At 67.4% G+C, this 17,751-nt stretch carries 20 protein-coding genes; 9 read left to right on the top strand and 11 right to left on the bottom strand.

The window, feature by feature from the left end:
* Positions 1-24: 24 nt before the first annotated feature.
* Positions 25-861: a TlyA family RNA methyltransferase gene (locus FHT19_RS02145; protein WP_169473712.1), complete on the bottom strand. Its 837-nt coding sequence runs from the start codon at positions 859-861 to the stop codon at positions 25-27.
* A gap of 25 nt (positions 862-886) precedes the next feature.
* Here FHT19_RS02145 and FHT19_RS02140 point away from each other — a divergent pair, with 25 nt between their 5' ends.
* Positions 887-1,438, top strand: coding sequence for a hypothetical protein (locus FHT19_RS02140; RefSeq protein ID WP_169473710.1), 552 nt, complete (start codon positions 887-889; stop codon positions 1,436-1,438).
* A gap of 238 nt (positions 1,439-1,676) precedes the next feature.
* On the opposite strand, the gene FHT19_RS02135 is transcribed toward FHT19_RS02140, so the two are convergent.
* A complete protein-coding gene (locus FHT19_RS02135; RefSeq protein ID WP_168554160.1) occupies positions 1,677-1,904 on the bottom strand; it encodes a hypothetical protein in 228 nt (75 codons plus the stop codon).
* A 48-nt stretch (positions 1,905-1,952) separates the two neighbouring features.
* On the opposite strand from FHT19_RS02135, the gene FHT19_RS02130 reads away from it, so the two are divergent.
* The 4 genes from FHT19_RS02130 to FHT19_RS02115 are packed head-to-tail and all read left to right on the top strand — an operon-like array spanning position 1,953 to position 6,261.
* Entirely contained in the window at positions 1,953-3,053 is a 1,101-nt protein-coding gene (locus FHT19_RS02130; protein ID WP_168554159.1) for a branched-chain amino acid aminotransferase, read from the top strand.
* Positions 3,054-3,112: 59 nt separating this feature from the next.
* Positions 3,113-3,712: a DUF4328 domain-containing protein gene (locus FHT19_RS02125; protein WP_169473709.1), complete on the top strand. Its 600-nt coding sequence runs from the start codon at positions 3,113-3,115 to the stop codon at positions 3,710-3,712.
* Positions 3,713-3,760: 48 nt separating this feature from the next.
* Complete coding sequence (locus tag FHT19_RS02120; RefSeq protein ID WP_169473707.1) at positions 3,761-4,945, top strand: FAD-binding domain-containing protein; 1,185 nt, start codon at positions 3,761-3,763, stop codon at positions 4,943-4,945.
* Complete coding sequence (locus FHT19_RS02115; protein ID WP_169473705.1) at positions 4,942-6,261, top strand: AarF/ABC1/UbiB kinase family protein; 1,320 nt, start codon at positions 4,942-4,944, stop codon at positions 6,259-6,261. The genes FHT19_RS02120 and FHT19_RS02115 overlap by 4 nt, the downstream gene beginning before the upstream one ends.
* On the opposite strand, the gene FHT19_RS02110 is transcribed toward FHT19_RS02115, so the two are convergent.
* The 6 genes from FHT19_RS02110 to FHT19_RS02085 all read right to left on the bottom strand — a co-directional run bounded on the left by FHT19_RS02110 (position 6,248) and on the right by FHT19_RS02085 (position 11,594).
* On the bottom strand, positions 6,248-8,059 hold the full coding sequence (locus FHT19_RS02110) for a methyl-accepting chemotaxis protein (protein ID WP_169473703.1): 1,812 nt from the start codon (positions 8,057-8,059) through the stop codon (positions 6,248-6,250). The genes FHT19_RS02115 and FHT19_RS02110 overlap by 14 nt on opposite strands.
* Before the next feature lie 113 nt (positions 8,060-8,172).
* A complete protein-coding gene (locus tag FHT19_RS02105) occupies positions 8,173-8,451 on the bottom strand; it encodes a hypothetical protein (RefSeq protein ID WP_169473701.1) in 279 nt (92 codons plus the stop codon).
* 22 nt (positions 8,452-8,473) lie between these two features.
* On the bottom strand, positions 8,474-8,788 hold the full coding sequence (locus FHT19_RS02100) for a DUF2794 domain-containing protein (RefSeq protein ID WP_169474885.1): 315 nt from the start codon (positions 8,786-8,788) through the stop codon (positions 8,474-8,476).
* A 59-nt stretch (positions 8,789-8,847) separates the two neighbouring features.
* Entirely contained in the window at positions 8,848-9,534 is a 687-nt protein-coding gene (gene epsC / locus FHT19_RS02095; RefSeq protein ID WP_169474884.1) for a serine O-acetyltransferase EpsC, read from the bottom strand.
* Between the two features lie 31 nt (positions 9,535-9,565).
* Positions 9,566-10,177: an ATPase gene (locus tag FHT19_RS02090; RefSeq protein WP_169473699.1), complete on the bottom strand. Its 612-nt coding sequence runs from the start codon at positions 10,175-10,177 to the stop codon at positions 9,566-9,568.
* Between the two features lie 121 nt (positions 10,178-10,298).
* Positions 10,299-11,594, bottom strand: a complete 1,296-nt coding sequence (locus tag FHT19_RS02085) for a heavy-metal-associated domain-containing protein (RefSeq protein WP_248290234.1) — start codon at positions 11,592-11,594, stop codon at positions 10,299-10,301.
* 84 nt (positions 11,595-11,678) lie between these two features.
* Between FHT19_RS02085 and purM the strand changes: the two genes are divergently transcribed.
* The 4 genes from purM to cls all read left to right on the top strand — a co-directional run bounded on the left by purM (position 11,679) and on the right by cls (position 16,494).
* Positions 11,679-12,785 (top strand): phosphoribosylformylglycinamidine cyclo-ligase, encoded by a 1,107-nt coding sequence (purM, locus tag FHT19_RS02080; RefSeq protein WP_168554152.1) that lies wholly within the window; start codon positions 11,679-11,681, stop codon positions 12,783-12,785.
* 143 nt (positions 12,786-12,928) lie between these two features.
* On the top strand, positions 12,929-13,867 hold the full coding sequence (gene purN / locus FHT19_RS02075; RefSeq protein WP_169473697.1) for a phosphoribosylglycinamide formyltransferase: 939 nt from the start codon (positions 12,929-12,931) through the stop codon (positions 13,865-13,867).
* 5 nt (positions 13,868-13,872) lie between these two features.
* A complete protein-coding gene (locus tag FHT19_RS02070) occupies positions 13,873-15,027 on the top strand; it encodes an MFS transporter (RefSeq protein WP_169473695.1) in 1,155 nt (384 codons plus the stop codon).
* Positions 15,028-15,060: 33 nt separating this feature from the next.
* Complete coding sequence (gene cls / locus FHT19_RS02065) at positions 15,061-16,494, top strand: cardiolipin synthase (RefSeq protein ID WP_211184793.1); 1,434 nt, start codon at positions 15,061-15,063, stop codon at positions 16,492-16,494.
* 114 nt (positions 16,495-16,608) lie between these two features.
* Here the strand turns inward: cls and ndk are convergent, their stop codons facing one another.
* The 3 genes from ndk to FHT19_RS02050 all read right to left on the bottom strand — a co-directional run bounded on the left by ndk (position 16,609) and on the right by FHT19_RS02050 (position 17,748).
* Positions 16,609-17,031: a nucleoside-diphosphate kinase gene (ndk, locus tag FHT19_RS02060; protein ID WP_168554149.1), complete on the bottom strand. Its 423-nt coding sequence runs from the start codon at positions 17,029-17,031 to the stop codon at positions 16,609-16,611.
* An 84-nt stretch (positions 17,032-17,115) separates the two neighbouring features.
* Positions 17,116-17,547: a DNA polymerase III subunit chi gene (locus FHT19_RS02055; protein WP_169473693.1), complete on the bottom strand. Its 432-nt coding sequence runs from the start codon at positions 17,545-17,547 to the stop codon at positions 17,116-17,118.
* A gap of 42 nt (positions 17,548-17,589) precedes the next feature.
* Complete coding sequence (locus tag FHT19_RS02050; protein WP_169473691.1) at positions 17,590-17,748, bottom strand: DUF2256 domain-containing protein; 159 nt, start codon at positions 17,746-17,748, stop codon at positions 17,590-17,592.
* Positions 17,749-17,751 lie beyond the last annotated feature (3 nt).

The following is a 17,751-nucleotide window of genomic DNA, read 5'->3' as shown; positions in this document are numbered from 1 at the left end:
TTCGGTATGGCAAGTGTCGTGGCTCTAGGCAATTGGCGAGGGAATCTCATTCCGAAACGCAGATATAAGGAATTCTACGTTGCCTTCTGGCCCGGTGATCGGGCTTTCGACGATCCCCTGGATGTCCCAGCCAGCGTTTTCCAGCCATTCGCGCACTTCGCCGCAGACCCGCGCGTGCAGCGCCGGATCGCGCACCACGCCGCCCTTGCCCACTTCGGCCCGGCCCACTTCGAATTGCGGCTTGATCAGCGCCACCAGCCGCGTGGGCCGGGTTGCCAGCGCCAGCGGCACTTCCAGCACTTTGGCAAGGGCGATGAAGCTGGCATCGCACACCACCCAGGTGGCCGGGCGATCGATGTGGGCAGGCGTGAGAATGCGTGCGCTGGTTTGCTCCAGAACGGTGACACGCGGGTCCTGGCGCAATTTCCAGGCCAGCTGGTTGGTGCCCGAATCCACCGCAAAGACGTGCTCCGCGCCCTTTTGCAGCAGCACGTCGGTAAACCCGCCGGTGGAGCTGCCGATGTCCATTGCCGTAACGCCCGCCGGATCGATGCCGAAATGGTCGATCGCATGGGCGAGCTTGATCCCGCCGCGTGAAACCCAGGGGTGATCGCGCCCGCGCACATCCAGCGCGGCATCGGCAGGCACGGTCTGGCCGGCCTTGGCCACCTTGGCCTCGCCCACATAGACCAGGCCCGCCAGGATCAGCGCCTGCGCGCGGGCGCGGCTTTCGGCCAGGCCACGCTCCACCAGCAACTGGTCCACGCGCGTTTTGGGCGCGGGCTTGGTCTTGGCCGGGGCCTTGACCGACGATTGCGCACGGGCTGCCGGATCGGGCGAAGGGGTTCGGGTTGTGGTCACGCACGCTTCCTTCCATAAGCCGGGCATGAAGATCAACCGCGCCGCCCGGCAAGGGCGCATTTCTCCGCCGCGAAATTCCCTGATCGTGGCCGTACTGGCCGCGCTGGCCACGGCCTGCGCGCCGCAGGCCGTGATCCCGCCCGCGCCTGTCCGCCAGGCACCGCCACCACCACCGCAACCCGCCCCGCCGCCCGTGGCCAGCGCGCCGCTCGATTGGCGCGACCAGCCGCAAACACCGGGCACCTGGCGCTATGCCGCCAGGCAGGCGCAATTCGGCGTGGCCGGCGCGGGCCCGGTCTTTGCGATGGAATGCCGCCAGGGCCAGGTTGCCCTGACGATCGCGGGCAGCGCCACGCAGCCCGTGCCCGCCGCCATCACCACCACCAGCCAGCAGCGCGCACTCAGCGCAGCGCCGGCTGGCCCGGCGGCGCTGGTGATCACGCTGCCGGCGCGCGACAATCTGCTCGATGCCATGGCCTTCAGCCGTGGACGCTTCATGGTGGAAGTCAACGGGTTGCCCACGCTGATCCTGCCGGCCTGGGCCGAAGTGGGCCGCGTGGTGGAAGATTGCCGCTGATTGCCAAGCGGGCACGCAAGCCTGAACATTGGGGGCGCAAAGCCGCAGCGAAACCGCCGGGCAGATCGGTTCAAATCCGCCTGGATACCGGCACGAAGCAGCGATTTTGACGGCAAAATAATTGAATGCAAGTCTTGTTGTTTGGCGATCAATTGCGCACATAGATCACAAGGCCGGTGAGCGGATGGAAAACCCTCCTGGCCCAGCTGTTCGGAACGCCCCGGGCAGCGACTTTGGCTCAACAGCGCGAAAGGAGGTGATCCGATGTCTCATGGTTCAGCAGAGAGGTCGGCATTCCGCAGCGCGAGGCATTATCACTGATTTCCAGCACAGTGATAAAGGCTTCGTGAGCGGCACTTCCGGCCGCTGACCATGCGAAGGGCCGCTTCGGATTGCCGAGGCGGCCCTTCACATTTATTTCTTTTTCCTTGCCATTGGCGCAACAATCGTTCAACGGGCGAATCACCGATTCCTGTTTTTGCCCAGTTCCCTTTTGTGCAAGGATGATTGTGCCATGGCGACCACCGCCGCGCCTGCTTTGACCTTTACCCGCGTTCCCCACCCCGCGCCGGCTGCGGCCGAGGTGCGCGCGCAGGTACTGGCCAACCCCGGCTTCGGCACCAAGTTTTCCGACCACATGGTGTCCATCGACTGGACCGAGGCGGAAGGCTGGCACAACGCACAGATCCTGCCCTATGGCCCGATCGCGCTCGATCCGGCGGCAGCCGTGCTGCACTATGCCCAGGAAATCTTCGAAGGGCTCAAGGCCTATCGCCTGGCCGACGGCGGCATCGCCCTGTTCCGTCCCGAAGCCAACGCGGCGCGCTTCAACGCATCGGCGCGGCGCCTGGCCATGGCCGAAATTCCCGAAGCGCTGTTCGTGGAAGCCGTGGAGCAGCTGGTCCTGGCCGACCGCGACTGGTTCCCCACGGTCGAAGGCGGCTCGCTCTACCTGCGTCCCTTCATGTTCGCGTCCGAAGCGTTCCTGGGCGTGCGCCCGGCCAAGACCTATCGCTTCATGGTCATCGCCAGTCCCGCCGGCAACTATTTCAAGTCAGGCTCGCCCGCCGTGTCGATCTGGGTGAGCGACTATACCCGCGCGGCGCCGGGCGGCACGGGCGCGGCCAAGTGCGGGGGCAACTATGCCGCCAGCCTGGTGCCCACCGCCGAAGCCTTTGCCCGTGGCCATGACCAGGTGCTGTTCCTGGACGCGGCCGAGCACAAGTGGATCGAGGAACTGGGGGGCATGAACTTGTTCTTCGCGTTCGACGATGGCTCGATCCTCACCCCGCCGCTGTCGGGCACGATCCTGCCGGGCATCACCCGCGAAAGCCTGATCGCGCTGGCGCGCGAGGAAGGCCTGACCGTGCGCGAGGAACGCTATAGCCTCGACCAGTGGCGCGCCGACGCCGCCTCGGGCAAGCTGGTCGAAACCTTTGCCTGCGGCACCGCCGCCGTCGTCACCCCGGTGGGCAAGGTGGCCGACCACAATGGCGAATTCGTCATCGGATCGGGCGGCCCTGGTCAACTGACGCAGAAGCTGCGCCAGCGCCTGGTGGCGATCCAGCGCGGCGAGGCCGCCGACAGCCACGGCTGGGTCAAGCAGATCGCCTGATCGCGCTTGCCGTCACGCGTACCCCTGCCTATCCCCGTGGGAAAAGGCGGGGGATGCACATGGCACAATTGACATTGGAACAAGGCCGGTTCCGGCTGGATCGACTGACGCGGGCGCTTTCGTGGCTGTTGCCAACAACGGCCATCCTGATGGTGTTGACGATCGGCACGGTGGAAGTCGGGTTGCCCCCAGCTATCGCCGGCCTATTCGCCGTGTTGCTGTTGGCAGCCTTTCCGGTGTGCGCGATAATGGTCGCCATTTGGTTCCATCGCGCCAATGCCAACCTCCATGATGCGGGCATTGCCATGAACCATGGGCCCCATATGGCCTGGATATGGTTCCTGGTGCCGATTGCCAACTTGTTCAAACCCTATCAGGTGCTGCGCGAAATCTGGGTGGACAGTCACCGCCTGGCCGACAGCTTTGCCGCGCCCAGCCCTTCGCAACTGGGTTTGTGGTGGGGCGGGTGGATCGTCAGTACGGTGTTGTTTCGGATAGCCGACACGCTAACCCTGGGCGGCGGAGCGAAAGGCGTGGCCGTGATCGTCACCGTCGCGGCGCTGGCCGCTTTTTCCGCAAGCACGCTGGCGCTACGCACGCTGATTCGCGAAGTGAACACGGCGCAGCATGGGCTGGCCGACGCAGCAGTGTTCGCCTGACCTAAGGGACGGCTCGCCCGCACCGGCGTTCGCGCCGATAGGGCGAACATGGCCAGTGCCCCCACGTTTCCCGTCACCCGCGCCGATGCGCTTTTTCGCCTGGCGCAGTTCGTGCCGCTGGCGGGCGCCGCTTATGCCAAGGGGCGCAATTTCGATTGCGGGCCGGGGCAACATGATCGCGTCTCGCGCCTGTCGGCGGCGTTGCGGCGGCGCACGATCAGCGAAGGCGAGGTGGTGCAGGCCGTGCTGGCCGCGCATGGGCCAGAGGCAGCGGCCAGTTTCATCAGCGAAGTGTTCTGGCGCACGTATTGGAAAGGCTGGCTGGAGCAGCGCCCGGCGATCTGGACACGCTATCTGGCTGGGCGCGATGCGGCGCGCCAGGCGTTGCTGCGCGATCCCGATCTGGCGGGGCGGCATGGCGATGCCGTGGCCGGACACACCGGGATCGACGCGTTCGACCACTGGATGGGCGAGTTGGGCGAGACGGGATACCTGCACAACTGGGCGCGGATGCAGGTGGCGTCGATCTGGATCTTCACGCTGGGCCTGCCTTGGGAACTGGGCGCCGCGCATATGCTGGACCGGCTGCGCGACGGCGATCCGGCGTCCAACACGCTATCGTGGCGCTGGGTGGCGGGTCTGCACACGGCGGGCAAGGCCTATTTGGCCGATGGCACGCGCATCGCTGCGATGACCGAAGGCCGCTTTGCCCCTCAAGGGCTTGCCACCCAGGCGACCATCCCGGTCGAAGCCGCCGCGCCTTCGGCCGCGCCCTGGCGCACGGTAACGCCGCCCGATCCGGCGGTGCCCGCGCTGGCCTGGATCACGCCCGAGGACGCCGGGCTGGAACAGGAAGCGACTTTCGCGGCCCTGCCGCTGCGCGGTGTCGTGGCCTGTCGCAGCCATGCGCTAAACGAAGCCGACCGCGCCGCCCTCGCCGATGGTCTGGCGCGCGCGGCAGACCGCTGGCAGGTCCCCACGCAGTGGATCGACAGCCCGACCGACCTGGGCGAAGCGGCGCAAGCGGCCGGAACCCGCCAGATCGTGACCGGTTATATCCCGGCAGGCCCACTCACCGATGCATTGCCCACGATCAGAGCCACTTTGCAGGCATCCGGCCTTGGGCTGGCCGAGCATCTGCGCCATTGGGACAAGACCGTCTGGCCGCATTGCCGGCGCGGTTTCTTTGCCCTGAAACAGGAGATTCCCGCGTTGTTGAAGCAACTGGCATGAGCGATAGCGCGGGACGCAAGGTGCCCAGCGGGCGGCTGGCCCGGCTGGCTGCCTTTGGCCAATTGGCAGGGGGCCTGGCCGGCGGCGTCGTGGCCGAAGGCGCGCGGCGCCTGGCGCGGGGCGAACGCCCGCAACTGGGCGATCTGGTGCTGACCCCGGCCAATGCCCTGCGCGTGACGGAGCAATTGTCCCGCCTGCGCGGCGCGGCGATGAAGCTGGGGCAGATGCTCTCGCTCGATGCCGGAGACATGCTGCCGGCTGAACTGACCGCAATCCTCGCGCGGCTGCGCGATTCGGCGCACCATATGCCACCCACCCAGCTGCAAAAGGTGTTGAACGCGGAATGGGGTGCCGATTGGCGCCGCCGCTTTGCCCATTTCGATCCGCGCCCGCTGGCCGCCGCCTCAATCGGCCAGGTGCACCGCGCCCGCCTGCCCGACGGGCGCGAACTGGCGATCAAGGTGCAATATCCTGGCGTTGCCGGCAGTATCGATGCCGATGTGGACAATGTCGCCACGCTGCTGCGCCTGTCCAACCTGCTGCCGGCCTCGCTCGACATCGCGCCTCTGCTGGCCGAGGCCAAGCACCAGTTGCACGAAGAGGCCGACTATGTGCGTGAGGCGGCACAGATGCGGCGCTACCGCGACCTGCTGGCCGATGATCCGCGCTTCGTCGTGCCCACGCCGGTGGAAGACCTGACCACCACCCGCGTGCTGGCGATGGATTTCGTGGCGGGGCGGCCGATCGACACGCTGGCCGATGCAGCCCAGGACCAGCGCGACGCCATGCTGGCGGCGCTGCTCGACCTGGTGCTGCGCGAACTGTTCGTGTTCGGCTTCATGCAGACCGATCCCAACTTTGCCAACTATCGCTGGCAACCCGACAGCGGGCGGCTGGTCCTGCTCGACTTCGGCGCCGCCCGCGCCGTTCCGCCCGAGACAGCCGCTGCCTATCGCGCAGTGCTGGCCGCCGGGCTGGCCGAAGACCCCACCGCCCTGCGCGCGGCGATTCTCGACGTGGGCTTCGTTTCGCCCACCCTGCTGGAGCGGCACGGCACGCGCATCGATGCGATGATCGCGGTGTTGATGGAGCACCTTTCGCGGCCCGGCCCGCTGGATTTTTCAGACCGCCGCTTTGTGGAGCAGCTCCGCACGATCGGCCGCCCGATCGCGGAAGACCGCGCCGCCTGGCATGTGCCGCCGGTGCAGACGCTGCTGGTACAGCGCAAGGTCAGCGGGACCGCCCTGCTGGCCGTGCGCATGCGCGCGCATGTGCCGATTCGCGAACTGGCGGCAGAGGCGATCAGAACTCGTTGAAGCCTTCGTCGGAATGGGCCAGCGCCAGGTTGCCGCTATAGGCGGGGGCCGGTGCGGCACGCCGTGACGGCGCGCTGGCCGGGCGATAGGCGCTGGCGCGGTTTTCGATGCCGAACCGGTCGACCAGGTCGGTAAGTTGGCGCGCCTCGGTTGCCAGGCTCTTGGCCGCGGCAGTGGCTTGTTCCACCATGGCGGCGTTCTGTTGCGTGGTGCGATCCATTCCGCTCACCGCCACGTTGATCGTGCCCAGGCTTTCCGACTGGTTTTCCGATCCGTCGCGAATGCGTTCGACCAGCGCGGTAATCTGCGCGATGCGCTGGCCGATCGCGGTGAACGCCTCACCCGCCCGGCGCACCAGTTGCACCCCGCCCGAGACTTCACGGCCGGAGGATTCGATCAGGCTACGAATCTGGCTGGCGGCATCGGAAGAACGCTGCGCCAGGGCGCGCACTTCGCTGGCCACCACGGCAAAGCCCTTGCCCGCTTCGCCAGCGCGCGCGGCTTCTACCCCGGCGTTGAGCGCAAGCAGGTTGGTCTGGAACGTGATCCCGTCGATCACGCTGATGATCTGGCTGATTTCGTCCGAAGCCTTTTCGATGTTGCCCATCGCGGCCACCGCCTCGCGGATGGTCTGCCCACCCTCGCCCGCTTCGCGCACGGCCGTGCTGACCACGCCGGCGGCCTCGGTGGCGCTGTTGGCGGTATCCTTCACGGTCACGGTCACTTCGCCCAGCTTGACCGAGGCGGCGCTGAGATCGGCCGCCTGCGCTTCGGACCGGATCGACAGATCGTCGCTGGCCGCGTCGATCTCGCGCGCGCCGTTCTCGATCGCCGCGGCGGCGATGGAAACGGAGTTGATCGCATCGTGCAGCGCCTTGACCGCGCCGTTGAAATCGGTGCGCAGCTTGGCAAAGGCGGGGGAAACCTGGGGCATCGTGACGGTCAGGTCACCCTGCGCCAGGCGATCGAGCGCGCTGACCATGGCATTGACCAGTTCGCGCATCTCGTGATCGGCTTCCTCGCGCGCCTTGCTGGTTTCGCGCAGGTTCACCGCGGCGCGGGCCAATTGGCCGATGTCGTCGTGGCGATCGTCGAACGGCACGCTGGTGTTGTAGTGGCCCTGGGTGATGCGGGCGATGGTGCTGGCCAGTTCGCCCAGCTCACCCGAGATCGAACCGCGCACCCGGCGCGCCAGCAGGAACGAGAATGCGCCGATCACCAGGCTGATCGCGCCGGTCACGGCCAGGGTCACCCAGGCCAGCATGGTCTGCTGCTGGGCCACGGCCTCGGCCTTGGCGATCACCGGATTGCGGATCTTCTCGATCGTGTCGTCCAGTTCGTCTCCCACCGCCTCGGCCCGCGTGAGCGTGGCGTGGTCCACCTGGCCATTGGCAAAGGCCTGGTTGACCAGGGCGCTATAGGTTTCGAACTTCTGGCCCACCTGATCCACCACGGCGTCTTCGGAATCATCGAGTTCGGCCTTTGCAGCCGCCATCGAATCCTTCATATCGCCGATATTCCCGTCGACATCCTTGCGGCTGTCGGCCGTGTTGATCGCGGCATGGCGGAACACGTCACGCGCGAGCGAGGTGAAGTCTTTCTCGAGCATCGCGGCGCGGACCGCCTGCTGGCTGTAGATGTGGGCCTGGCGCTGCCGGTCCAGCGCGAACAGCGAGCTGGTGATGATCGTGGCAAACACGACGACGGCGGAAATCACCGCGGCGCGCGCCTGGATGTTGAGCCGCGCATCGATCGACTTGTCTTCCAGCCTGCCCGCCAGCCCGCTTGCCCATGCCATGTATCGTACCCTTGTCCTTGCAACCTGGCAGGCCGATGCAGTGCCTGCCTTTCACCAGGCGGCATAGCGTGCCCGCTGCAAGGCTTTGGTAAGCAGGGTATCCGGCGCTTTCCCTATCCGGGACAGGTTCCCGGCGTGGCCCCAGCCAGTTGCATGGTTGCCGTGCGGGCGTCCGCTTCGGCGCGCGAAAGGCGCCGCGCCGCGCCGGTCTGCCCGTCGATGAGCAAGGCGGCATGGCATTCGTCGTCGGGCGCGGGGCCCCCGTCGCGCGACAGGGTGCGCAGCATGCTGTCGTGTCCATCGCGATAGAGCACGCGCAGCACCGGCTGTTCGTGCTCGGCCCGCTGGCGCGCCACCGGAGCCTGCTGACAGGCTGCGAGCATAGTCAGCATCGGGGCCAGCCCCAGGACGGCGCTAGTCCTCCACCAGCTTGAGCAGGCGGCGCTCGAGCGGGGACAGCACGCCAGCCAGTTCGTGCCCGCGCTTGAGAACCTGGCCCGCTTCGCCATAGAGCGCCCACATGCCCTGGCGTCCGCGCAGGGCGGGACGCTTTTCGATGCGGGCGGTGGGCCGCTCGGCCGTGCGCCGAAAGGCGGAGAAACTGGCCGCTTCCTTGCCGAAATCCATCGCATAGTCGCGCCACAGCCCCGCCGCCACCATGCGGCCATAAAGATCGAGGATGCGCAGCAGTTCCAGCCGGTCGAACGCCACCTGGGCCGCCGCGCGCATGGCCGGCACCAGCGGCACCACATTCCCCGGCGCATCGCCCGGTCCGTTGACGGGCGCGCTCAGGGCGTCACCGTGCGCTGGGCCAGCAGCGCTGCCACTTGTGCCTTGAGCGCCGCCACTTCAGCCTCCAGCACGGCGATCCGCGCCGCATCGGCGGCCGAAAGCGGCTCTGCAACCGGCTCCGCGCAGGGCGTGCCATAAGGCAGGAAATCGCGCAGCCAATCGGCCATCGGCACGTCGGTGGGGCGCGATTTCCAGCCGACCATCGTGGTGCCCGGCGCCACGTCTTCGGTAACCACGGCATTGGCACCCACGCGTGCGCCGATGCCGACGGTGATCGGCCCCAGGATCTGCGCGCCAGACCCCACGATCACGCCATCGGCCAGGGTGGGATGCCGCTTGCCGGCAACGCCATTGGTCGGGTTCGTGCCGCCCAGGGTAACGCATTGATAGATCGTGACATCGTCACCGATCTGCGCGGTTTCCCCGATCACAGAAAAGCCATGGTCGATGAACAGCCGCCGGCCGATCGTGGCGCCGGGATGGATGTCGATCCCGGTCAGAAAGCGCGAGATGTGATTGACCAGCCGCGCCAGGAAAAACATCCGCCCTTCAAACAGCCAATGCGCCACGCGGTGCAGCGCCACGGCCCAAAGACCGGGGTAGAGCAGGATTTCCCAGCGCGAACGCGGCGCCGGATCGCGGGCGCGAATGGAATCGAGATAGGCGATCAGGCCGGAAAGCATCATGCCACGTTCCTCATCGCGCCACCATCGGTCAATCCTCAACCTTGTCCGGGCCCTGCACCTGGGCCAGGGCATCGCGCACCAGCGCGGTGGTGACCGGTGCCTTGCGCTCCAGGCTCAGGCGGTCGATGGTTTCGACCACGGTCTGCGCGGCGGCATGGCTGCGCTCGATCCGGGGCAGCAGGAACGCCAACGCCGCATCGCCCAGCGCCAGGCCGCGCCGTGCCGCATGCTCTTCAAGCAGTTGGACCAGCAGCTCTTCATCGGGCGGCGGAATGGTCAGGGCCATCGACCCGCCCAGGCGCGAAGCCAGATCGGGCAGTTTGACCCGCCATTGGCCCGGCCCGGCATCGTTGACCAGCAGCAGCGGCCGGCCGCTGGCCTGGGCGCGGTTCCAGGCATGGAACACATCGTCTTCGGGCAGGCGATCGGCGCCATCGAGCGCATCGCCCAGCCCGGAACTTTCGAACCAGCGGGCCAGCAGGCTTTTGCCCGAGCGCGTCGGGCCGGAAAGGATGCAGCTGCGATAAGGCCAGTCATGGGCCGCAACCAGGCCATCGATCACCGGCTGCAACGAGGGGCCAACCACGATGTTTTCGGCCCCGTGGACAGGGGAAAGAGGAAGGGCAATCTGGCTTGTCATGGGTGGCATATAGGAACACGGGAACGTGAAGGGAACGGCAAGACCACCGCGATCCTGCGCTTTGGGGGCCGAATCTGGGGGCTACCCTGTGGATCGCGGGATCTTGGGCGGGGATAACCGCCTATTTGCGGATCGATAGCGCGTTGGCGCCCTGGGTGACTTTCCACCCTTGCGCGCGCAGGCCGGCGGCCAAACCTTCCAGATCGCCGGCAAACGTGACGCGCAGGACCGATGTGCCGCCGATCGCCACGCTGGTGGTCGCCGCGCCCTGCACGCCGGCCACGCCGCGCACGGCGGCAAGCCCGGCATCGAGTGCGGCGCCATCGGCCGTCGCCACCTGCACGGTGAACGTGGCAGGCGCGCCGGCGCCTGGCGCCGCCGCGGGAGCGCCGGGCACGGGCACGCCGGCCACCGGCGCGGCGCCGGGCGTGGCCTGGCGCACCGGGCCCAGCGAATCGAGAATCTGGTTGATCAGCTTGGGATCGAGCTGGGGCGCCATGTTGAGCGAAGGATCGGGCGCCAGTGCCCCTTGCTGCAGGGCCTGGGTGTAAAGCGCGTCCAGGCGATGCACGGCATCGGCGAGCATCTGCGGCAACTGGTCGTCGCTGGGCGCGGTCAATTCGAACTGGCCGATGAAGCGGTTGTCGGGCCCATGGCGCGCGGTGAACGTGCCATGGATCGGCCCGCCGGGAAATTCCCGCGTCAGCCGCGCGATCGGCATGATCACGTCGGCCGCGCCGAATTCATCCAGCACCAGGCGCCACCAGTTGCGGCTGCGGCGGGTGAGTTGGCCTTCCGTCAGCAGCAGCGAATCGGCGCCGCCGCCGTTGGGCCGCACATAGTCGATCGCGCTTTCGCCGGTGTGGAATTCGGCCCAGGCGCGCTGCCAGGGCGTGCGCGTTTCATAGACCGAGGCGACGCCGCCTTCGTAAAGCACGGGAATGATCAGCAAGGGCGCGGAGCGCGCGACCTGGCCATGCATGCCAAGATATCCACCGGTGCGGGCGCGATCGAACGTGACACCGAGCCGCGCGATATAGCGATGCGGGCCGATCTGCTCCTGCTCCACTACGACGGCGGCAACCATGCCATCCAACGTCGCGGGATCGAGCGCGGGCGCCTCGCCGCCGCCCAGGCCATTGGTTTTCCAAAGTTTCTGCCAGGCCAGCTTTTCGGCCTCCTGCCACCCCTTGGCGCGGGCATCGGCGGCGGAGGCGCCCTGCACGTTCACCTCGATCCCGCTCACTTCGAAATCGCCGGTGCTGGCAATGGGCGCGATGCCGCGATCGCCCGCGATCTGCGCCACGATCTGCGGCCCGACCAGAACGGCGAGGGCGGCCGTCGCGGCACCGGCGGCGCCCAGCGTCAACCATGAGCGAGACAGGCGGGGCGGGAAAGACAGGCGCAGAACGGCCAAGGGAACTCCGGACAAAGGGTGCCGGGCGCTTTTGCCCAAAGGCAAGTGGAAATCCAAGTCGGAAACGGCTAGGCGCCGATCATCATGGCCAACGACACTTCCAAGCCCCAGAGCTATTCCTACGAACAGGCAGGCGTCAACATCGCCGCCGGCAACGCCTTGGTAAAGGCCATCGGCCCGCTTGCCAAAGCCACCGCACGCCCCGGCGCCGACGCTGAACTGGGCGGATTCGGCGGCTTTTTCGATCTCAAGGCGGCGGGATACAAAGACCCGCTGCTGGTGGCCGGCAACGATGGCGTGGGCACCAAGGTCAAGCTGGCGATCGATCATGACCGCCACGATGCGATCGGCATCGATCTTGTCGCCATGTGCGTCAACGACCTGATCGTGCAGGGCGCCGAACCGCTGTTCTTCCTGGATTATTTCGCCACCGGCCGGTTGGACAACGGCGTGGCAGAGCGAGTCGTGGCCGGCATTGCCGATGGTTGCAAGCTGGCTGGCTGTGCACTGATCGGCGGCGAAACCGCTGAAATGCCGGGCATGTATGCCGATGGCGACTATGACCTCGCTGGTTTCTGCGTGGGCGCGGTGGAGCGCGGCGAGCAACTGACCGGTGACAAGGTGGCGGCCGGCAACGTGCTGCTCGGCCTCGCCTCGTCGGGCGTGCATTCCAACGGCTATTCGCTGGTGCGGCGCCTGGCCGCCGACAAGGGCTGGAAGCTGGATCGTCCCGCCCTGTTCGACAACGAACGCCTGCTGATCGACGTGCTGATCGAGCCGACGCGCATCTACGTCAAGACGCTGCTGCCGTTCATCCGTTCGGGCCGGATCAACGCCCTGGCCCACATCACCGGCGGCGGGTTGCTGGAAAACGTGCCCCGCGTGCTGCCCAAGGGCCTGCATGCGCGGATCGATGCCGATGCCTGGGAACAGCCGCGCCTGATGGCATTCCTGCAGGCGCAGGGCCATATCGAGCCGGGCGAAATGGCGCGCACCTTCAACTGCGGCATCGGCATGGTGCTGGCGGTGGAAGCGGGTGAAGCGGAAAGCCTGGCCGCCGATCTGGCCGCGGCGGGCGAAACCGTGTTTACCATCGGCACCGTGGTGGAAGGCGACAAGGGCTGCACCGTGTTCGGCAGCGCCGAAGCCTGGTCTGCCCGCGAGCCGTGGGAAGCGGTGCATATCGGTTGAGGCGTTGGGCCTTGGGGCTTAGGGGCTTCGACAAGCTCAGCCCGAACGTGGGTGGATAAGGTGGGGCTATTCCCCCAACTTCCGTTCGCCCTGAGCCTGTCGAAGGGCCAAGTTCCCACGTAGCGTGCCAAGGATTGAACAAAGTGGCCAAGGCAAAGGTAGCGGTCTTCATTTCGGGTAGCGGCACCAACATGGCCGCCCTGCTCTATGCCAGCCGCGCCGCAGACTGCCCTTACGAGATCGCGCTGGTGCTTTCCAACGATCCGGCAGCCAAGGGGTTGGCCCTGGCCGCGGCCGAAGGCGTGCCCACCTTTGCCCTGCCGCACAAGGGCATACCACGTGCCGAGCACGACGCGCTGATGGAAGCGCAAGTGGTGGCGGCCGGCGCGCGCTATATCGCGCTGGCGGGCTATATGCGCATCCTTTCGCCCGCATTCGTGGCGCGGTGGGACGGGCGGATGCTCAACATCCACCCATCGCTGCTTCCGCTCTACAAGGGGCTGCACACCCACGAACGCGCGATTGCCGCCGGGGACAGCCACGGTGGCTGCACCGTGCACCTGGTCACCCCCGAGCTGGACGATGGGCCGATCCTGGGGCAGACGCGCGTGGCGATCCTGCCGGGCGACACGCCCGAAACCCTGGCCGCGCGCGTGCTGTTTGCCGAACACCAGCTCTATTCGCGCTGCCTGGAACAGCTTGTCAGCCGCGAAACCAGCGCCGACTGGCTGGCGCAGCAAGTGCGCGAACGCGCCCTGGCCCTGCCCGAGGCCGACGAAGTTTCGAGCCATGGCATGGCCTGCTTTGGCGTGATCAAGGGCAAGAAGTTCGCCTATGTCAGCGGCAACCATCATGGCGATGGGCGCGTGGCCCTGCTGGTCAAGATCAGCGGCGTGGAAGAACAGGCGCAACTGATCGAGAACGACCCCGCGCGGTTTTATCGCCCCGCCTATTTCGGCGATGGCTGGATCGCCATCCGGCTCGATCAAGGCGACGTGGACTGGGACGACATCGCCGCCTGGCTGCAGCGCAGCTGGGCCGCCGTCGCGCCGCGCCGCCTCGCCGCGATGCTGGAGTTCTAAGCACCATGGCCGCCGATCCGATGCGCCGCGTCTATCTGCACGTGGGACTGCAATCGTTTGTTGAATCGAGCGGCGGGCTGTTCATCGCCGGCTTCCTGGTGGCGCAGGGCTTTTCCCATGGCATGGCGCTGGCCGCCTTTGCCGGCACGCTGCTCGCGCGCTTTGCCCTGCGTGGGCTGGTCCTGCCGCTGGCCTGGCGCGCGGGTTTGCGCACCGTGGTGTTGATCGGCGTGCTGGTGCGGGCGGTGAGCTTCCTGCTGCTACCTTTCGTGCCGGGCGCCGGGCCCGTGCCCGCGGCAGGCATGCTGGCCTTGTTCATCGTGGTCACCGGGCTGGGCAGCGTGCTCTATTGGACCGGCTGGCACAGCTTTGTTTCCGCGCTCGCCGATGGTGCGCGAGGTGGGCGGCAGGTTTCGATCCAGCAGGCCACTACCGCGGTGGTGGGCATCGTTGCACCGCTGGTGGGCGGGCTGCTCATCGCCCGCGCCGGCCCGTTGATCGGCTTTGGCGCGATCGCGCTGGTGCAACTGGCGGCCGTGCTGCCGTTGATCGGCGCGCCCAATCCGGGTGTAGCGCGCGAGGCCACGCTGGACCGGCCGCTGACGGTCTTTGCCCGGCGGCTCTATCTGTCCGAAGGGTTTCATGCCGGCTGCGCCACGGTGATCTGGAACCTGGCGCTGTTTGTTACCCTGGGTGAGCACTTCGACGCTTTTGGCGGGGCTATAGCCGTGGCCGGCGTGGCCGCGGCGGCAGGCAGCCTGCTGATCGGCCACCTGATCGATGGCGGGCGGCCGCTGCATTCGCTGGCGCTGGCCTATGGCGCAGCGATCCTGGCGCTTGCGGCCAAGGCCCTGGCCTTTGCCACGCCGCTCGCCGCCGTGGGCGCGACGGCGTTGGGCGCATTGGTCACCCCGATGGCGGCCACCGCCATGCTTGCCCCGCTCTATGCCATGGCGCGCGCATCCTCGTGCACGCTGCGCTTCAACATGGCCACCGAAGGCGGGTGGGACCTGGGCTGCTCGCTCGCCTGCCTGATCGCGGCCGGCCTGCTCGAGGCGGGCGCCGGCTTTCGAGTGCCGATCCTGCTCGGCCTCCTGGCCGTGGCGGCGATCTGGCGCATGCTGGCATTGTGGTATGGCCGCCAAGGACTTGCGGCCTAGACAAACCGGCGCGGGGGTGGGACGAAGCCCGCCGTGACCATTTACCACTGGATCTTCCTGGCCTTGGCCACCCTGGCCGAAGCGGCCACGCTCTTGCGGGTGGTGCTGCGGCCGCACCGCGATCCGGCCTCGCGCCTGGCCTGGCTGGTGGTGGTCATGGTGCTGCCCGGCCTGGGCATTCCCGCCTATATCCTGTGGGGTGATACCCGCCTGATCCGCCGCCGAAGGCTGCATGGCCTGGCCGTGGAAGCCGCCCTGCCGCGCCCACCGGCCGATCCGGCCGGGCCGGCCACTGTTGCGGCCACCCCGTGGCAACCATCTTTTGCCCTGGCCGCGGCGGTCAACGGGCTTTCCGCCACCACCGGCAACAGCGCCACGCTGGCGGCCGACAACCGCGCCGCAATTGCCGGGATGATCGCCGATATCGATGCCGCACAGGCCAGCGTGCACGTGTGCTTCTATATCTGGCTGGACGATGACAGCGGCGCCGCCCTGGCACAGGCGCTGATCCGCGCCGGCCAGCGCGGCGTGGCGGTGCGCGTGCTGGCCGATGCCCTGGGTTCGCGACGCTTCCTGCGCTCGGCCCATTGGCAAGCCATGCGCAGCGCGGGTGTGGACGCGCGCGAGGCACTGCCAGTGGGCAACCTCGCCTGGACCCTGATCCGTGGGCGGGTGGACTTGCGCAACCACCGCAAGGCGCTGATCGTGGACAACGCCATCGCCTGGTGCGGCAGCCAGAACGCCGCCGATCCCGAATTTCGCATCAAGCCGCGCTTTGCCCCCTGGGTTGACGTGATGACCCGCTGGGAAGGCCCGATCGCGCGGCAGTGGCAGTTCCTGTTTGCCGCAGACTGGATGGCCGAAGGAGGCGACGATCTGTCGGCCCTGCTCGCAGCCCCCCTGCCCCCTGGCACGGACGGGATCGTGGCCCAGGCCATCGGCACGGGGCCGACCGTGGCCTATGGCGCGATGAACGCCTGCTTTGCCGCGCTGATCCATGCCGCGCGGCGCAGCCTGACGATCACCACGCCCTATTTCGTGCCGGGCGAACAAGTGCTGTCTGCCCTGGTCAGCGCCGGCCGGCGCGGCGTGGCCGTGACGCTGATCGTGCCGCGCCGCAATGATAGCCGCTTCGTGGCCGCGGCCAGCCGCAGTTCCTACCCCTCGTTGCTGGAGGCGGGCGTCGCGATCTTTGAGTTCGAGCCCGGCCTGCTCCACGCCAAGACCATGGTGGCCGATGACAGTGCCGGCATCATTGGCTCGGCCAACCTGGACCGGCGCAGTTTCGAGCTGAATTTCGAAAACAACATCCTGTTCGCCGATGCCGACCTCGCCCGCGCCCTGGCCGCGCAGCAACGCGAATGGTTGGCGCAGAGCAGAGCGATCACCCCGGACATGGCGGCACGCACCCCGCTGGTCAAACGGCTGTGGCGCAACCTGCTGGCGATGATGAGCCCGCTGCTGTGACAACAAAAAACCTCCCGACCCAACGGCGGGAGGTTTTTTGTTTGGGGTCTTGCCCCCTCCACCACCGCGGCGCGGCGGTCCCCCTCCCCCTCTGCGAGGGGGAGGATCGGCTGGTTAGCCGACGATTTCTTCGGGCTTGAAGAAGAACGCGATTTCGATCGCGGCGTTTTCTTCCGAGTCCGAGCCGTGGACGGTGTTGGCTTCGATCGATTCGGCCAGTTCCTTGCGGATCGTGCCGGCATCGGCATTGGCCGGGTTGGTGGCGCCCATGATGTCGCGGTTGCGCTTCACGGCGTCTTCGCCTTCCAGGACTTGGACGACCACGGGGCCGCTGGTCATGAACGAGACCAGGTCACCGAAGAACGGGCGTTCGCGGTGCACGCCATAGAAGCCTTCGGCCTGTTCCTGGGTCATCTGGATGCGCTTGGACGCGACGACGCGCAGGCCGGCTTCTTCCAGCATCTTGGTGACCGCGCCGGTCAGGTTGCGGCGGGTGGCATCGGGCTTGATGATCGAAAAGGTGCGGGTAACCGCCATGGTTGCATTCCTTGCAAAGGTGGGCGTTGCTTTGGGCGCGCCCCTAGCCGGAATGGGCTGCATCCGCAAGGCGCGGGGCAAAACTTACGGTCCTTCGCGCCACTTGCCGCCATCCTGGCGCCAATACTTGCGCTCTACCCCCTCGCGCGTGCCCAGCAGGCGCCAGGTGGCGCGCGCTTCGTCGATGCGGTCGGGCGGGAACAGCAGGAACACGCGCGCCGCTTCGCTCTCGCGCCAGCCGCCATCGGCCAGGGCCACGAACTGCGCGCCATTGGCCGGCTCCACCGCCGTGGAGAGCAGGATCGGCTGGCGCGCATCGTGCGGCCCTCCGGCGCGGCCGTTGGCTAGGAACGTATCGGGCAGACGCGTCCACAACGCCTCGCCGATGCGGTCGAGTTGCGCATCGTCTTCCGAAACCACGAGCAGCCGCTCCCCCGCGCCCAGCGTGTTGCGCGCGATCAGCGGCACGACCAGTTCGGCCGGATCGCGGGACAACTGGTAGAAATCGACGCGCATGGTTTTTCCTTTTTGCGCATGGCGTTGCGGATTGTTGGCGGCCTAGACCGCCCCCGCCCCGCCCTTTGCGCGCCGGCAGCGGTCGGAACAATAGCGCACGTTGTCCCAGTCCCGCTCCCATTTCTTGCGCCAGGTGAACGGCAGGCCGCATGCGGCGCAGGTCTTGCTTGGCAGGTCAGACTTGCGCCGCATCCTGGGCATGGG

This window comes from Novosphingobium sp. SG919 (genome assembly GCF_012932495.1).
In the GTDB taxonomy this organism is placed as follows: domain Bacteria; phylum Pseudomonadota; class Alphaproteobacteria; order Sphingomonadales; family Sphingomonadaceae; genus Novosphingobium; species Novosphingobium rhizosphaerae.
Note: the sequence above shows the minus strand (reverse complement) of the source record. Positions and strands in the feature narration are given on the sequence as shown.